Here is a 16,123-nt window from a genome sequence, read left to right as displayed (position 1 = left end):
TTCTAGATTAGACTTTTACAACTTGAACCTCTTCTTTACCGAGTAAAATCAAGTATTTCTCAATATTTTTAATCGAATAGGCTCGAGATAAAGCCTCTCCGTATAGGGCTAACTGACCACGATAGCGGTCTATGAGTTGACTTGGTTCATCATAGCGGTCTGTCTTATAGTCGAACAGAACAATTTTATCTTCGTAAAGTAGATAGCCATCAAGGATACCACGGACAACGAAGTCTTCCTGACTCTTTTGGTCTCTTTTGAGCATAGAAAAGGGTTGCTCGCGGTATAGATGGTCGGTATTGGCAAGAATTTCCTGACCAAGTGATGTGTCAAAGAATGCAAGAATTTTCGAAAGATTAATCTTGTCTCTGACAGCTGGGCTGGTTTGAACTTGTTTGAGAGTTTCTGTCAGACTAGCAAGCGTTGGTCTCTGACTGAGATCCATTCTCTGCATGAGTTCGTGGGTAGCACTACCAATTTCAGCTCCAGTCACCTTTTCTTTGGTTGAAAAATCTGGCAACTCAAAGCTAATTTTCTTGTCTACTGCCTGGCCTTGACTAGCAATCTCGACACCTTCCATATCCATAACGGGTTCGTAGAATTTCTTGATTTGACTTGGGGTTTGAACACTAGGAAGTTCAATGGCTGCGCGGTGAAGAGTATTATAGACTTCAACCTCTTTCAGCATTTCAAGGGCTTCTTTGATGGTTTCTGACTGACGATTGTCTGCTTGGGAGCTATCTTGGAGATTACTCTTGGTTTCCAACTCTCCGATAGCTTCTCTAGTCAGCTGATCTTCACCAACAAAACGATAGCTAAAGTTGAGATGATCCTTGGTAAATACTTTACTGATAGCCCAAATCCAATCTTGGAAATTCTTGGCTTGAAGTCTAGTGTTGCTATTTAGTTTTCCATTTTTAGCTGCTGGGTATTCCTTGGCTTCCAACTTTTCGCGAGAACCCTTGCCGACAAGGTAGAGCTTTTTCTCAGCTCGAGTCATAGCAACATACAGTAGACGCATTTGCTCAGAATAGCTTGCCAGCTGTAATTCTTCTTCGTTCTGTCTATAGGTCAGACTAGGAATGGAGAGTTTGATGGTTTTAGGATAGTGATCTTCCACTGCTCCTGTCTCCATTTTGGCAATATATTTGACACCTAGACCGTTTTTACGGCTGAGAATGACTTCTGACATGCTGTCTTGCTTGTTGAAATCTTGATCCATATTGAGGATAAAGACGTAAGGAAACTCCAACCCTTTACTCTTGTGGATAGTCATGAGCTCTACTGCGTCCTTAGGTGGTGCAACTGCAACGCTTGCCAAATCATGCTGAGCTTCCAAAACTTGGTTAATCATACCAATAAAACGTGATAAGCCCTTGAAATTGCTCTTTTCAAACTGGTCTGCTCTCAAAGCTAGGGCATAGAGATTGGCCTGTCTAGCAGGACCATTTGGCAAAGCTCCAACATAGTCATAATAAAAACGGTCGTTATAAATCTTCCAAATCAAGTCATATAGAGAGTGAGTTTTGGCATACAGACGCCAAGAATCCAAGATATTCATGAATTGATTTAGTTTATCAGCTAGTGTTGAATGAATTAACTCTTTCTGGCTTGTTGGCTGTTTTTGAGCATTGACCAGTTTCTCATAGAGATTTTCTTGGATTTTATCCACTGCTTTCTGAAGGGATAAACGTGCCAACTCGTCCTCATCAAAGCCAAACATTGGAGACTTCATAAGGGCAACCAAGGCATAGTCTTGCAGGGGATTGTGAATGACACGAAGGGTGTCTAGCATGACTTGTACTTCTAGAGATTGGAGATAATTGTTTTGCTCGCCGTCGGTTTTGACAGGAATCCCGTACTCAGACAGGGCGAGGAGAATCTGGTCATTACGACTACGGCTGGAGGTCAGAAGGGCAATTTCTTTAAAGGCAACACCTTGTTCCTTATGGAGTTTAAGAATCTCCTTGATGACTAAGCGCATTTCCCCTGTTAATTTCGTTTCTGCTTGGCTCTCTTCTTCCTCACCAGAGTCGTCCTTGTCGTAGAGGAGAAATTCTGCCTTATTATCTGGATTGGGAGTCAGCTTGGTATTGGCAAAGACAAGCTGGTGCATGCTGTCATAGTTGATTTCTCCGACCTCTTGGTCCATAAGGCGTCCAAAAATATCATTGGTTGCTGACAGCACTTCTGAACTGCTACGGAAATTTTCCTTGAGGAGAATCAGCTTGCCCTCTTTAGGATTCTGCGCATAGCGTTGGAATTTTTCATTAAAAATCTGCGGATCTGCCTGACGAAAACGATAGATGGACTGCTTGATATCTCCCACCATAAAGCGATTGTGACCATTAGACAGCAATTCCAGCATTCGTTCTTGAATATGGTTGGTATCCTGATATTCATCAACCATGACTTCGTGGAAGCGCTCCTGATAAGCCTCACGAACTTGCGGGAAATTTTCTAAAATCTCAATGGTATAATGGCTGATATCAGCGAATTCAAAGGCATTTTCCTGACGTTTACGCTGACGATAAGCCTCAACAAAATCACTCATAAATGTTTGAAAAGTCTTAGCTAGTTCCCATGTGTCTCCATGATAACGTTCTTGATAGTCGAGAATCGTTATCTGGTCTGACAGTTGTCCTAGTTTAGCAAACTGGCTCTTTCTCTCTTCGTTGTAGGCATCGGCCAGTGGCTTCAAATCAGCCTTGCGACTAGCATTGGTCAGAGCTCGACCGTTTTTCTCTTTCGAAATGGCGACAACACGCGCAAGCACTGCCTGATAAGCCGGACTATCGGATTCTTGATTTAGGGAGCCAATCTCATCCAGAATTAATTGAACACTTTCTAGATAAGCGGCCTTTGGGAACTCCTTGGCATCGTTATCCAGATGATAACGGAAAAAACTTTCCAAATCCCAAAGGGATTGTTTGATTTGCTCAGTCAGTCTTTCTTTTTCACTGGTAAAATCAGCTTTTTCAAAGCCTTTGAGGAAAGATTCACTCAGCCATTTCTGAGGATTGCTGGTGGATTGGAGGAAGTCATAGATTTTATAGACCTGCTGGCGCAGACCACGTTCATCCTTGCCACGCCCAGCAAAGTTTTTCAGCAAATGACTAAAGGTCTCTTTCTGTCTACCTTGGTAATGTGTTTCAAAGACCTCGTGGAAGACTTCATTTTTTTGAAGGAGTTGCTCGCTTTGGTTTTGTAAAATCCGGAAATTAGGCGCAATGTCAATCAGATAGCCATGTTTGCCAAGGAATTTTTGTGTAAAAGAGTCCATGGTTCCGATGGCTGCGTTGGGTAGGTCTGCCAACTGGCGGCCCAAGTGTTGTTTGAGGTCAACATCGCTGCTTTCTTGGATTTGTTGGCTAATTTTTTTCTCCAAGCGTTCCTTAAGCTCTGTGGCAGCCTTGACCGTAAAGGTTGAGATAAAGAGTTGAGAAATTTCGACACCACGCGCTAACTGGTCCAGAATACGCTCGGCCATGACAAATGTCTTCCCAGAACCAGCTGACGCTGAAACCAGGATATTCTGACCAGAAGTGTAGATTGCTTCAATTTGCTCAGCAGTTTTCTTCTGTTCCTTGCTCGAATTTCCTTCCGCTTCTTGCAGTTTTTGAATTTCCTCCTCAGCTAAAAAGGGAATGGGCTTCATCGATTCAACTCCTCTCTTATTTTTTCAAACCAAGCTTGCTTGAGTTTTTCTCCGACCAGACGCTTGCCGTCAGCCAAGTCTAACTTCTTTAAGAAACGGGCTTGACCTAAATGGTAATTGGCTTCAAATCCTGTGATGGCTTGATGTTGCTGGACGTATGGGGCAATGCTTCTGCCATTTTCAGTATAGGGATTGATGGCGAATTGCCCTTCTAAAATCTTCTCAGCTGCCTTCTTGTATAGATAGGCATTGTAGTCCAGTAAAAGCTGGAATTCCTCATCTGTTAGCTGGTTAGCCTTGTTTTTATTGTAAAATTCACCCAAGTGACTGCTTTCTTTTTCTAAAAAGAGGCCTTGGTATTTCATTGATTTGCTGGCTTCTACTACTGCACCAGCCAGACCCTTAACAGCCATCAGAGATTGGACAGGCTCAGCCATTTCCAAGTACATGGCGCCGAAAAAGTTCTGCTCCCCTTCTCTTTTTAAGGCAGCTAGATAGGTTGGCAACTGGGAATTGAGGCCATTAAAGAAATGAGGAAACTGGAACTGAGTTAGACTAGACTTGTAGTCTACTACTCCTATCGCCCCATCAGCTTTCAATCGGTCAATGCGGTCAACCTTACCTCGTACAAAGACACTGCGCCCATTATCCAATTGAATAAAGGCTTGCTCTTTCCCACCGAAATTTGCTTCTTCTTTGATGGTTTCGATGGCTGGATTATGGCGGAGAATGTGACCAGTCGTCCGTGCAACATCAAGCAAAACTTCTTTGGTAAACTGGGCTTCCAAACTTTCCTGATAAATAGCCTCAAATTCGCGTTCTTGACTGGTTTCTTGGATAGCTTGTTCTAAACGTTGGTCAAAGGAATCTTCGTCAGGTAACTGCAAGGCGCGTTCAAAAATACGGTGCAAGAAATTTCCATGACTTCGAGCATCCGGACGTAGACGCAATTCTTCTTGCAAGCCTAAAATGTAGCGAAGAAAATAACTGTATTCATTGCGATAAAACTCCGTCAAACCAGAGGTAGACAGGTAAAACTCCTGATCAGCAGGATAGAGCGCTTGTAAGGTGTCCTTAGCCAACTGCTTACTGCTTGGACTGGTTGGGAGGGCTGGATTTTCCAGACCTTGCTGGTCTAGTTTTTTACCCATGACACGCGCCAGAACCTTAATAAATGTCAAATCTTGCTCAGTCTCACTCATCTCGCCCTGCTGGTGATAGGCAACCAGACTGGACAAAAGACTGTGATAGGACCCCATATCTTCCTTAGACAGCCCTTTGTGATTCATCCTCTTCTCTTTTCGACTAAATCCAAAATGGACCAGTTCTTGAAGATAGGCTGACTCCTTACTTTCACTTTCATTAAAAAGGCTTGGGGCCGATAAAACCAACTCTTTACGAGCAGAATTGACCAAGGAAAGCATAGTGTAGCGATTTTTCTTGAGGTTTTCACTGCTGGCAATCAGCAATTGAACGCCTTCTTCTGTCGCTTGGTTTAAGCTTTGTCTTTCTTCATCAGTTAAAAGACTGGTATTTTGCGCGATTTTTGGTAAATTGTCCTGAGTCAGCCCAATGGCATAGACAAAGTCAGCTGTCAGTGGCGCAATCAAATCATAACTCTGCACCAGAACAGTGTCCACTGTCGCTGGAATTGTGCGATACTGAGATAAACTCATTCCAGAGTGGAGCAAGGCTAGGAAGTCTTCCAGACTAACCTGTGAACCAGCAAAAACGGTCGCAAATTGTTCTAAAACATGACAGAAAGCCTTCCAAACTTCAGCCTGTCTTTCCTGATCAAGAGCCTCCATAGTGGCTGTCAAATCTTGGAGCTGCTTGGTCACCGCTCCTTCTTTTAGAAAGACATTCCACTTTTGCAAGAGATTTTCAGCCTTCTGTTTTCGACTGGAAAACAGGGTTTCAAGTGGTGCTAAAATACGCAGACGAAGAGCATTTAAACGCCCTAAATCAAATTTTCCATGGTGGGCCTTGGTGAAGGTTTGCTGAAAGGCTGGCAAGCCATTGATACCAAGATAACGGATATATTGCTCAAAAGCATCAATATCCGCTTGGCTAAGGTCAGTATATAAACCAGTTCTGAGGAGATTAATCAAATCTTCCTGACGGAAACGATAGCGTTTCAAAGCTAAAATAGATTCGACAAACTGTGTCAAGGGATGGTGCGCCATGGATTCGCTTCTACCAAGATAGAAAGGAATCTGATACTGGTCAAAAATAGTTTTCAGCGATAACTGGTAAGAAGCTACATCCCCCAAGAGAATACGAAAATGCTTGTAACTCAGGTCTGGATTGGCATGTAATTTCTGACGGATGCTACGGGCTACTAACTCCAACTCCTCCTTTTGCGTCAAACAAGACCAGATTTGCAGATTTTCCCGGTCCTTATCATCGAGCTCCAAAGTGAGCTCTGAAAAGTCATAAGAAGACTCTAGCAAACGAGAGGCCTTGTCAAAACTATCCATCTTCTCATGAGTTTGAGAATAGTCCTTAGCAGGCGTTTGGTATTTAGAGGCCAGATGATGGAGAAACTCCACACTAGCTTGATAGAGATTGCCTTCAGCGAATGGACTGGTATAGGCTTTCTTACTAGCATAAGCTCCAATGACAATTTCAACACCCTTGCCGTGAAGTAAGTCTACAATCCGCTCTTCCTCAGCAGAAAAACGGGTAAATCCATCAATGACCAATGCAATTTGAGTAAAATCACTGCTTACCTTGTCATTCTCAATAGCCGCAATCAAGTGGGACAACTGACTTCCCTGAGCCAACTGCCCTTGATTGAGATAAGCAGTAACTTTTTCAAAAATCAAGAGTAAGTCTGCTCGCTTGTCCTCATCCGTCAAACTCTCCAAGTCCAAAAAACTCATTTGAGCAGTCGTCATCTCGTGATAAAGATCAATCAACTGCTGGATAAACTGAGGATCCTGCTTGATGGCGCCGTATACTCGGAAGTCTTTGGGATCAAGTTCGACAAGGCATTTGTAAAAGGTCATCCCAAGACCGATGTCATCTAGACTGGTTTTGGCAGGTAAATCATTTAAGACTAGGTAACGAGCCATTTGAGCAAATCGCGTGACGGTAATCGCAAAAGAAGCCTGCTGGGACAAGCATTCCAGCACGGCACGTTCCTTCTCAAAAGAAAGAGAGTTGGGAGCAATGTAGAAGACACGCTTGCCAGCAGCAACAAGCTCTTCTGCCTCTATGGTCAAGATTTCTGTCAAAGAAGTCCGAATATCAGTATAAAGTAATTTCATCTCAGCCTCGTTTGCTTTATCAAAGTTTCTTACTCTATTATAGCAAAGTTCGCTTCACAGTCCAAATCCAAAATTCTAGTTGACAATCATTTAACTAGCAAATCAATCATACTTCATCATCCACTTTCATATGTTGAAAAATAAGGAGGAAAAAGTCTTTGGAAACTTCAAAATGTCCATAACGAAGTCGAGAAGTATAGTCTCTCCATTCAGGATGTTGTCTGGCTATTTCTATGGAACAATCTTGGACTGGTAGATAATACTCGACATTTCGTCTAAAGGGAAAGAATCCTTCAAATTGCTCTACTTGATAGGCTTTGTCATCTATAATTTTACCTACGGCCACAAAAGCCTGTAACTTATCTTGACCATTCATATCGTATTTTGGACTATAGTATAAAAGATAGTCACCTTTTTTCATACGATTTAAGGGGCCGCCCTTTCCATGACAGACCTGACAAAAATTTCCCTCAACTCCTCTTAAAACATGGTTCTTTGAAACAACTCCGACCCAATATCTAGGCATTTTTATCCTCCAACTCTACTAACATGCGATTAAAACATTCTCTATCGTTAGATAGTTTTTCAAAAAATTCTTCATCAACGCCTTCTACTAAGGGTAAAGCTTGATTGACCTTCTCCGCGCCAGACTTCGTCACTGAGACCAGTTTTGCCCGACTATCCTTTGGATGTTGATCACGTCTAATGTAGTCCTTCTTCTCCAGTAGTCTAACAATCTGGGAAACCGTCATGACATCCATTCCGGTGAACCGAGCGATATCAACTTGCGTTACATATTCCTCTCTATTAGACAAAAACAAGAGTGAGGTTAAAACGATAAATTGAGGCAAAGTGAGACCAACTGATTTCAAGACTCTTTTTAAGTTGCTTTCCCACTTGTTGTAGACTTTGATGAACAGAAGACCTGTAGACTCTGTTTCATCATTTTTGTAAATTGAATTAAATTGATACTTTGTCATTATTTCTCCTTAAATATTAAGTATACATATTATATAAGAATTTACTTTGTTTTTCAAGAAAAGGAAAGTCAAATGTTACAATTCTGTCAGACATTTTATAGTCTATATGCTATAATAAAAGCAAAACACCTAGAAAAGGAAGATCTATGATTAAACTACTAGCCTTGGATATGGACGGAACCCTCCTCAATGAAGCCAAGGAAATCCCACAAGCTCACATCACTGCTATTCACCAAGCTATTGAAAAAGGTGTCAAACTGGTTCTCTGTACGGGGCGCCCCCTTTTCGGTGTCCTCCCCTACTATAAAAAACTTGGGCTTGATCTCCAGAATGAGTATGTGATTGTTAACAACGGTTGCTCAACTCACCAGACCAGTGATTGGGGGCTAGTTGACTGGCAAGAACTCAGTCCAGCAGACATCGAGTACCTCTATGACCTAGCTGAAAAAAGTGATGTTCAGTTGACTCTTTTTGATGAGGAGCATTATTTTGTCCTCGGTGGCAAGCCTAATGAAATTGTTCAAAATGATGCCAAGCTAGTCTTTTCAGACCTGACTGAAATTTCCCTTGAGGAAGCTACCAGTGGTAAGTACCGTATGTTCCAAGGTATGTTTTTGGGTACAAAAGAGCAAACAGACGATTTTGAGGAGCGCTTTGCTGGGGAACTCTGTCAACGATTCAGTGGCGTTCGTTCGCAGCCTGTCATTTATGAAGCTATGCCACTTGGAACGACAAAGGCTACTGCTCTTTCACGACTGGCAGAGATTTTGAATATCGAGCCATCAGAAATTATGGCTATGGGCGATGCTAATAACGATATTGAAATGCTCCAGTTTGCAGGACTTGGCATTGCAATGGGAAATGCCAGCGATTATGTCAAATCCCTAGCTGATGCCGTTACAGCAAGCAACGAAGAAGACGGTGTTGCGCGTGCCATTGAGAAATATATTTTATAATTAAGAAGCCCAGTTCGTGTCAACTGGGTTTTGATATTTAAGAATTCTTAAAACTTTAGAAACTCTTTAGAAATACTTGAGTTTTCTTTGATTTCTATGCTTTATACTAAAGTTAACAAAATAAATCAAAAGGAGAGAATCATGAAAACAGTACTCGACATTCATGGATTGTCCAAAAACTTCGACAAACAAGCTATTCTTCAGGATCTTCATCTAACGATAAGAGAGGGAGATATTTATGGACTTATCGGAAAGAACGGAGCTGGGAAAACCACATTGATAAAAATCATTACGCAACTACTGTTTGCGGATAAAGGGACTGTTTCCCTCTTCTCTAGCCAATCGGAAAATGAGTGGACCAAGGCTCTATCTCGAGTAGGTTCTGTTATTGAATCACCTGTAGCTCATAATCACTTAACAGCCTATCAAAATCTGAAATATTACTGTATGATTCGCCATATTCCAAATGCTGATCAAGTCATTCGAGAAACCCTAGACTATGTAGGTTTAACAGATACAGGTAAGAAAGTCTTTCGTGATTTCTCGCTAGGAATGAAACAAAGACTTGGTATCGCCATTGCCCTTCTATCTAAACCAGACTTCCTGATATTAGATGAACCTATCAACGGTCTCGACCCAATCGGTATCAAAGAATTTCGCCTCATGATTCAACGGCTCAATCAAGAAAAAGGGATCACCATTCTCATCTCTAGCCATATCTTGTCAGAACTCTATCTCCTAGCTAATCGTTTTGGTATTTTAGATCAAGGCAAGATTATCCGTGAAATCAGCAAAGCTGAATTTGAAACACTAAGTGAGGATTATATTGTGCTTAAGACAGCCGACCAAGAGAAAGCTTGTCAAGTATTGAAAGAACAAATCCAGCTCCAGTTCAAGGTTGTTAATCCTGAAAACGAAATTCACATCTTTGGTCAGGAACAAGATGTCAAACAGATTCTCAAGGAATTAACCTTGGCAGATGTTGCCATTGACGAGATTTACTATGCCCGTCAAAACCTAGAAGAATACTTCACTCAATTGGTCCAATAGGAGGAAAATCATGATACATACCATTCAAGCAGACTTTTACCGTCTTTTCCGCTCCAAAGGATTCTGGATTACAGAATTCATTCTCTTTGTCCTCTTGCTACTGGGTGCCACTATCGGGGCTACTGGCCATCTGATGGCAATCCAGACAGAAGAACCAGAAATTCCAACCCATGGTTGGGACGGTATTCAAGCTCTTATCAATGCGTCTAGCAATGATTCAAACCTTGTTTTTCTCTGCATTATTCTAACATGTTTAGTTCTTGGGGTCGATCTAATCGGCAAGCTTTATAAAAATAGTTTGACAGTTGGCGTTTCTCGTACAGAGTTTTTCTTCGCTAAATCCTTTGTACTAGCAAGCATCGCTCTCTTGCAACTCATCGCCAGCCTTGTGATTGCTTTTGTTCCCTCAACTCTACTAAACGGACTTGGTACGATACCTGATGGTTTTGTTACTAATCTCCTCTTAATGATTTTCCTTCAATTTCTCTGCCTTCTCGCTTGGCTTTCGATTATTTCCTTTATTCTCTACCTGATTCATTCTTATCTTGCCGTATTTATTGGTTATCTGATTAGCTCTATCATCCTTTCTATGCCAATGATCATTTTTCCAAATATCAAATTTTTACCATATTTATCCTTGCATTTTTCCTATGCTATGACTGCTAATAGTGAATCCATTTTCTATACACTTATAGTTACCTTAGCTGTTATTGTAATCTTTAATCTAAGTGGACTGGCAGTTTTCAAAAAGAAAAGTCTATAAAAAAGACCTCCTCTAGCCTACAGAGGAGTTTTCTTTCGTTAAAAGTAAATAAAAACCGACAACCACTGCCCATCTGTGCTTAGTTTCATCTCTGCACCGAGAAGATGGCATAATTCCTCAGTGATATAAAGGCCTAAACCAGAGGATTCTTCCGTATCAGATAGATTTTCAGAATAAAAACGGTTACTGAGATTTTCTATTTTTTTGATAGGCTGTTTAACAAGGTTTGCAATCTCTAAGACAAGCTGTTCCTGTTCCTTTCTCAAAGATAGCCGCGCTTCTTCCTTGCCATGTTTGAGGACATTCCCAAGCAGATTTTGTAAAATTCGATCCAGCAAGTCTTCATCAGTCCTCATTTTCAGACCAGCTTCAACCTTAAAATCAAGCATAATATTTGCCGCCTGAAAAACATCATAATAAGCCAGAGTCTTCTTGGTAATAAAAGCTGAAAAATCCACTTCTTCCAGTTTCGGTTTGACAGCTCCTTCCATCAAACGACGATATTCTAGGAGAGCCTCCAAACGTTTGGAAACTAAATCAAGATGCTGGGAGATTTTTTGTAAGGTTTCTGCTTGGTTTTCAGGAGTTTTTATCAATTGTTGCGTGTAGCCTGAAGCGATAGTCAGAGGCGTCCGAATATCATGGGCGATATTGCTGATGGCCATATCCAGAGTCTGCTTTTCCCTTTTCATCACCAACCGAGATTGTTCCACTTCTTGAAATAGATTTTCAATTTGCTGGTAGAGATGTAAAAAATGTTTGGAAAAAATGCTGACTCCGACTCTTTTCATACTACCTGTGAGAATCTTGTCTTCAATCTGTTGACTCAAGTTTTTAAGTGCTATATGGTAGCGAATCAATGCAGTCGATAAAATAATTAGGAGTACTAGTAGGACAAAAATTATCATGTAGGTCATTGCTTGTCTCCTTTTAATCTTACCCCAACGCCCCAGATGGTTTCAATATATTCTTGATTTGGGTCAAGCTGGTTTAATTTTTTACGAAGATTACTCAAATGCGTATTGAGAGTATTATCTCCAGGTAGGTAGCTATCCTCCCAGACCAATTCATAAAGTTCTTCCTTAGTGAAAATTTTCTTTGGATATTTAAGGAGAGTTTGGAGAATCAAGCATTCTTTCTTGGCAAGGCGAATCGTTTCCTGACTATTTTTGATTTCAAAACTTTCGGCATCAAACTGGATATTTTTCAAGTTTTGTGGCAGATTTTCAGTTTTTTCTATTTCCATAGGCTGTTTTTCTACGCTTTGACGTAATTGAACAGTAACTCTGGCAAAGACTTCGTCCAAATCAAAAGGTTTGACTATGTAATCATTGGCACCGTCTAAGAGGTATTGACTGATTAACTTCTTATCGCTCAAAGCTGTTAGCATAATGACTGGAGTTTGACTTTCTTCCCTGATGGCTTTTAAAACCTGATCCCCATTTTTCCCAGGAAGCATGATATCTAGCAAAACGAGGTCAATCCCACCTTGGTCAAAAAGCATGATTCCTTCAGTTCCTGAAAAGGCTTGAATCACCTCATGCTCCTCAGTAAGAAGTGTTCGTAAAATCTCTTGAATGTCACTATTGTCTTCAATAACCAATATCCTAGCCATAAATACCAACCTTTCTGCAACTATTATAGCATGTTTTATTGATAAAGCTTAAACAGCAAAGCTCTTTTTCATTAAAATCGTGCAACTTTTTTCAGATACTTTTAAAAGATTGATTTCCCTATATTTTTCCTTTATACTGGATAAAAAGGAGAATAGTATGTCAGAAACAAATCACGAAATCGATTCAAATTTTGCAGGTCGTTTAAATATCCTGCGTGCGGGTGTTCTTGGTGCCAATGATGGAATTATTTCCATTGCTGGTGTGGTTATCGGGGTTGCTAGTGCTACGAGTAATATCTGGATTATCTTTTTATCAGGATTTGCAGCTATCTTAGCTGGTGCCTTTTCGATGGCTGGTGGAGAATATGTATCTGTTTCAACTCAAAAAGATACCGAGGAAGCAGCCGTTGCGCGTGAGCAAGTCTTGCTAGACCAAGATATGGAACTAGCCAAAAAGTCTCTCTATGCAGCCTATATCCAAAATGGAGAATGTGAAACCTCTGCTCAACTCTTGACCAACAAAGCCTTTTTAAATAATCCGCTCAAGGCTTTGGTAGAGGAAAAATATGGGATAGAGTATGAAGAGTTTACCAATCCATGGCATGCTGCTATCTCTAGCTTTATTTCTTTTTTCCTTGGTAGCTTACCACCCATGCTTTCAATTACCATTTTCCCAAGTGAATACCGTATCCCTGCTACCGTCCTTATCGTCGGTGTGGCCCTTCTTCTCACTGGTTACACTAGTGCCAGACTTGGAAAAGCACCAACCAAAACAGCTATGATTCGGAACCTAGCTATTGGCCTCTTGACCATGGGAGTTACCTTCCTGCTCGGACAACTTTTCAGCATTTAATACTCTTCGAAAATCTCTTCAAACCACGTCAGCTTCGCTTTGCCGTATATATGTGACTGACTTCGTCAGTCTTATCTACAACCTCAAAACAGTGTTTTGAGCAGTCTGTGACTAGCTTCCTAGTTTGCTTTTTGATTTTCATTAAGTATAAAATACAAGAAATACCTCGATTTTGAAGTCGAGGTATCTTTTTTTACATTTGCACGATCTTGCGATAACTTCTTGAAGTAATCATGAAAATCAGCACATAGGCGATGAGGAAGATAGCGCAGATAGACAAGGTCACAATCAACATCATATTCGTATCTATTACACCAATCACTTTTAAAATCAGACTAAGCATATGGTAGGCAAAGGCGAGATGTATGAAGGCAAAAAGCAAAGGAAGGAAGAAAACAGTTAAAACCTGTTTGTTGATGGTTTGCTTGATTTGCTTTTGATCTAAACCGACTTTCTGCAAGATAATAAAGCGTTCACGGTCTTCATAGCCTTCAGAAATTTGTTTGTAATAGATGACCAGAACGGTTCCGACCATAAAGATAATGGATAGGAAAATACCGATAAAGAAGACACCACCAAAGAGGGCACTCATCTGAGCACTAGCATCTGCTAGATTACTACCATAAACATAGCTACCTTGAGTGTTTAGCTCAGCATTAAATTGATTGAGGTATTTTTCATATTCTTCAGCGACTTTGAGTTGCTCTTCTTCACTGATATTTACATTCATACCACCGTAAAGCTGATTATAGATAGCCGAATCTGGGAATTGGTCCAAAAAGGCTTGTAGATTAGGTACAACAAGGTAATTGTAATCAGTAGTCAAGATATTAAACTGATTTGGGACATGGTTCACAATGAAATCTGTATTAAATTCTTCTTTTACAGAAAATTGATGGTTATTTAGAGTTAGAGCTTTCTGTCCTTTCAGTCCGTCATTTTTGGCAAAAAGACCGACCTCATTCCCTGATAGAGAAAGTTGTTGACCAGTCATATTTTCATAATCTTTTTGGTCAAATACCATGAAAACTGTTTTGGGTTGGACACGGTTTTGTCCTTTTTCAAAAATAGTTAACTTGGTTCCTTCTTGATTTGCAATACCAAAGTTACTGTAACGAAGCACTTCTTTCTCTTTGACACTATAACCTTTGTCACTTGCAAACTGGCTCAAGAGTTTGTCCAAATCTTCTTTTTCAACATTTTGTCCAGTAATTCCAAAGTCATGAGGATTCATCACTTTTTTAAAGCTTTCTGAGGCATTGAAAATACTTGTCGCTGCTGACATGGTTACCAAAACCATTGTTGACAAGATAGCGATAGTTGCTAGCCCAACCGCATTTTTCTTCATACGGAAAATCAAGTTTGAAACAGAGATGAGGTTATTAGGTTGGTAATAGTATTTCTTATTTTTCTTTAAAATTTGAAGGAAAACGGTAATCCCTGCATTGAACAAGAGATAGGTTCCAAAGATAACCAGCAAAACAGCTAGGAAGAAGGTTGTTAGGGCTGTAAGAGGATCTTTTACTGTAAGGGCAAGATAATAACCAATCCCTAAACTAATCGTACCAAGAATAGTTTGGAGAGGTAGGAAACGACCTTTTTTCTCACCACTAGCTTTCTCACGAGAGAGCTGGAGGGCATTCATACGGGCGATTCGAAGGGCATTCAGGAACATGAGGCCTAGGAAAATCAAACCGAAGACAACAAGTACTGCAATGACAACATTCATCTGGAAGGTAGCGACTAGCTCAACCTTCAATTTCATCAGTTTGAGCAAGAAGGCGAAAATCAGCTTGTCAAACAAGGCTCCAATACCGATACCTGCTCCAACAGTTAGAATTCCAAATAGCACCAACTCTTTAAAGGTCATACTGATCAGATGGCGCTTTTCTAAGCCCAACATGCCATAAATCCCCAGTTCTTTGGAACGGTTTTTCATAACAAAACTATTGGCATAGAGGACAATAATAGCTGACGCAAGGGTGACGACAAACATACCAAATCCAAGAGTAGCTTGAATGGTTGTCCCTCCACGGATTTCCGAAATCTTGGGATTGAAGGTTAGAGAGTAAAAGAGATAGGTGACGGTGACTGCCAAGAGAACAGCCAGCGCAAAAGGATAGTAGAGTTTGCGGTTTTTAATCAAGTTCGATACCGCTAACTTATTGGTTAATCGAAACATACTAATTCACCTCGCTTGCCATGACAGTCAAGGTATCAGAGATTTCTTGGAACATCTGACGTTCTGTCTTCTCTCCACGGTAGATTTGGTTGTAAAGAATACCGTCTTTGATAAAGAGTACACGTTTGGCTCTGCTCGCTGCTGCTGTTGAGTGGGTTACCATGAGAATGGTTTGTCCTCGCTCATTGATTTCATCAAAAACATCAAGAAGAGCTGCAGATGACTTGGAATCAAGGGCTCCTGTTGGCTCGTCCGCAAGGAGAATTTCAGGTTCTGTGATGATGGCGCGTGCTACTGCTACACGCTGTTTCTGACCACCAGAAATCTCGTAAGGGTACTTCTCTTGTAATTGGTTGATGCCTAGATTCTCAGCTGTCACCACCAATTTCTTCATCATCTCCGTAATGGGTCTTCTTGACAAGACAAGTGGAAGCAAGATATTATCCTTAACAGACAGGGTATCTAGCAAGTTAAAGTCTTGGAAGACAAAGCCTAGCTTTTCACGACGGAAGCTAGAGGCTTGTGAATTTTTAATAGTTGCTGTGTCTGTTCCATTCAAGTAAACCTGCCCACGAGTTGGTTTATCCAGCATAGCTAGAATATTGAGAAGAGTCGATTTACCAGAACCAGACTCACCCATGATGGCAACGTAGTCACCCTTTTCTACGGTAAAGTGAATATCCTTGAGGGCTTCTACTTGGTTGCCCTGAAAACGAGTTTTGTAAATTTTTTGAACGTGCTTTACATCTAAAAGTGTCATGAGAATCTCCTTTCTTAATATCCCATCAAATGAA

12 protein-coding genes are annotated in these 16,123 nt (G+C 40.8%); 4 read left to right on the top strand and 8 right to left on the bottom strand.

Translation table 11 applies throughout. The annotated features are described in order from the left end of the window. Positions 1–7: 7 nt before the first annotated feature. The 4 genes from addA to JQ841_RS04570 all read right to left on the bottom strand — a co-directional run bounded on the left by addA (position 8) and on the right by JQ841_RS04570 (position 7,910). Positions 8–3,658: a helicase-exonuclease AddAB subunit AddA gene (gene addA, locus JQ841_RS04585; RefSeq protein WP_203180250.1), complete on the bottom strand. Its 3,651-nt coding sequence runs from the start codon at positions 3,656–3,658 to the stop codon at positions 8–10. Further along, positions 3,655–6,930, bottom strand: coding sequence for an ATP-dependent nuclease subunit B (rexB, locus tag JQ841_RS04580; protein ID WP_203180249.1), 3,276 nt, complete (start codon positions 6,928–6,930; stop codon positions 3,655–3,657). Before rexB ends, addA begins: the two co-directional genes overlap by 4 nt. Positions 6,931–7,036: 106 nt before the next feature. Then, positions 7,037–7,456: an EVE domain-containing protein gene (locus JQ841_RS04575; protein ID WP_125393762.1), complete on the bottom strand. Its 420-nt coding sequence runs from the start codon at positions 7,454–7,456 to the stop codon at positions 7,037–7,039. Next, positions 7,449–7,910 (bottom strand): MarR family winged helix-turn-helix transcriptional regulator, encoded by a 462-nt coding sequence (locus JQ841_RS04570; RefSeq protein WP_125393763.1) that lies wholly within the window; start codon positions 7,908–7,910, stop codon positions 7,449–7,451. The genes JQ841_RS04575 and JQ841_RS04570 overlap by 8 nt, the downstream gene beginning before the upstream one ends. 146 nt (positions 7,911–8,056) lie before the next feature. On the opposite strand from JQ841_RS04570, the gene JQ841_RS04565 reads away from it, so the two are divergent. From JQ841_RS04565 to JQ841_RS04555, 3 genes are all read left to right on the top strand, one after another. Beyond that, positions 8,057–8,866, top strand: coding sequence for a Cof-type HAD-IIB family hydrolase (locus JQ841_RS04565; RefSeq protein WP_084926350.1), 810 nt, complete (start codon positions 8,057–8,059; stop codon positions 8,864–8,866). 141 nt (positions 8,867–9,007) lie between these two features. Then, positions 9,008–9,916 carry an ABC transporter ATP-binding protein gene (locus JQ841_RS04560; protein WP_203180248.1) on the top strand — a complete coding sequence of 303 codons (909 nt, stop codon included), beginning with the start codon at positions 9,008–9,010 and terminating at the stop codon, positions 9,914–9,916. A 10-nt stretch (positions 9,917–9,926) separates the two neighbouring features. Next, on the top strand, positions 9,927–10,679 hold the full coding sequence (locus JQ841_RS04555) for an ABC-2 family transporter permease (RefSeq protein ID WP_203180247.1): 753 nt from the start codon (positions 9,927–9,929) through the stop codon (positions 10,677–10,679). Positions 10,680–10,717: 38 nt separating this feature from the next. Here the strand turns inward: JQ841_RS04555 and JQ841_RS04550 are convergent, their stop codons facing one another. Together JQ841_RS04550 and JQ841_RS04545 are read right to left on the bottom strand one after the other, a co-directional pair. Beyond that, a complete protein-coding gene (locus JQ841_RS04550) occupies positions 10,718–11,596 on the bottom strand; it encodes a sensor histidine kinase (RefSeq protein ID WP_203180246.1) in 879 nt (292 codons plus the stop codon). Next, the gene (locus tag JQ841_RS04545) at positions 11,593–12,294 is read right to left on the bottom strand and encodes a response regulator transcription factor (RefSeq protein WP_203180245.1); all 702 of its coding nucleotides are present in this window, start codon (positions 12,292–12,294) and stop codon (positions 11,593–11,595) included. The genes JQ841_RS04550 and JQ841_RS04545 overlap by 4 nt, the downstream gene beginning before the upstream one ends. Before the next feature lie 157 nt (positions 12,295–12,451). On the opposite strand from JQ841_RS04545, the gene JQ841_RS04540 reads away from it, so the two are divergent. Next, positions 12,452–13,147, top strand: a complete 696-nt coding sequence (locus JQ841_RS04540; RefSeq protein ID WP_000005264.1) for a VIT1/CCC1 transporter family protein — start codon at positions 12,452–12,454, stop codon at positions 13,145–13,147. 193 nt (positions 13,148–13,340) lie between these two features. Here the strand turns inward: JQ841_RS04540 and JQ841_RS04535 are convergent, their stop codons facing one another. Together JQ841_RS04535 and JQ841_RS04530 are read right to left on the bottom strand one after the other, a co-directional pair. Further along, complete coding sequence (locus tag JQ841_RS04535) at positions 13,341–15,329, bottom strand: ABC transporter permease (protein WP_203180244.1); 1,989 nt, start codon at positions 15,327–15,329, stop codon at positions 13,341–13,343. Position 15,330: 1 nt separating this feature from the next. Next, positions 15,331–16,089 carry an ABC transporter ATP-binding protein gene (locus JQ841_RS04530; RefSeq protein ID WP_000173372.1) on the bottom strand — a complete coding sequence of 253 codons (759 nt, stop codon included), beginning with the start codon at positions 16,087–16,089 and terminating at the stop codon, positions 15,331–15,333. Positions 16,090–16,123: the final 34 nt, after the last annotated feature.

Origin of the sequence: Streptococcus mitis (assembly GCF_905187535.1) — a bacterium.
Lineage (GTDB): Bacteria > Bacillota > Bacilli > Lactobacillales > Streptococcaceae > Streptococcus > Streptococcus mitis_BS.
This window is presented reverse-complemented; position numbering and strand designations above follow the sequence as displayed.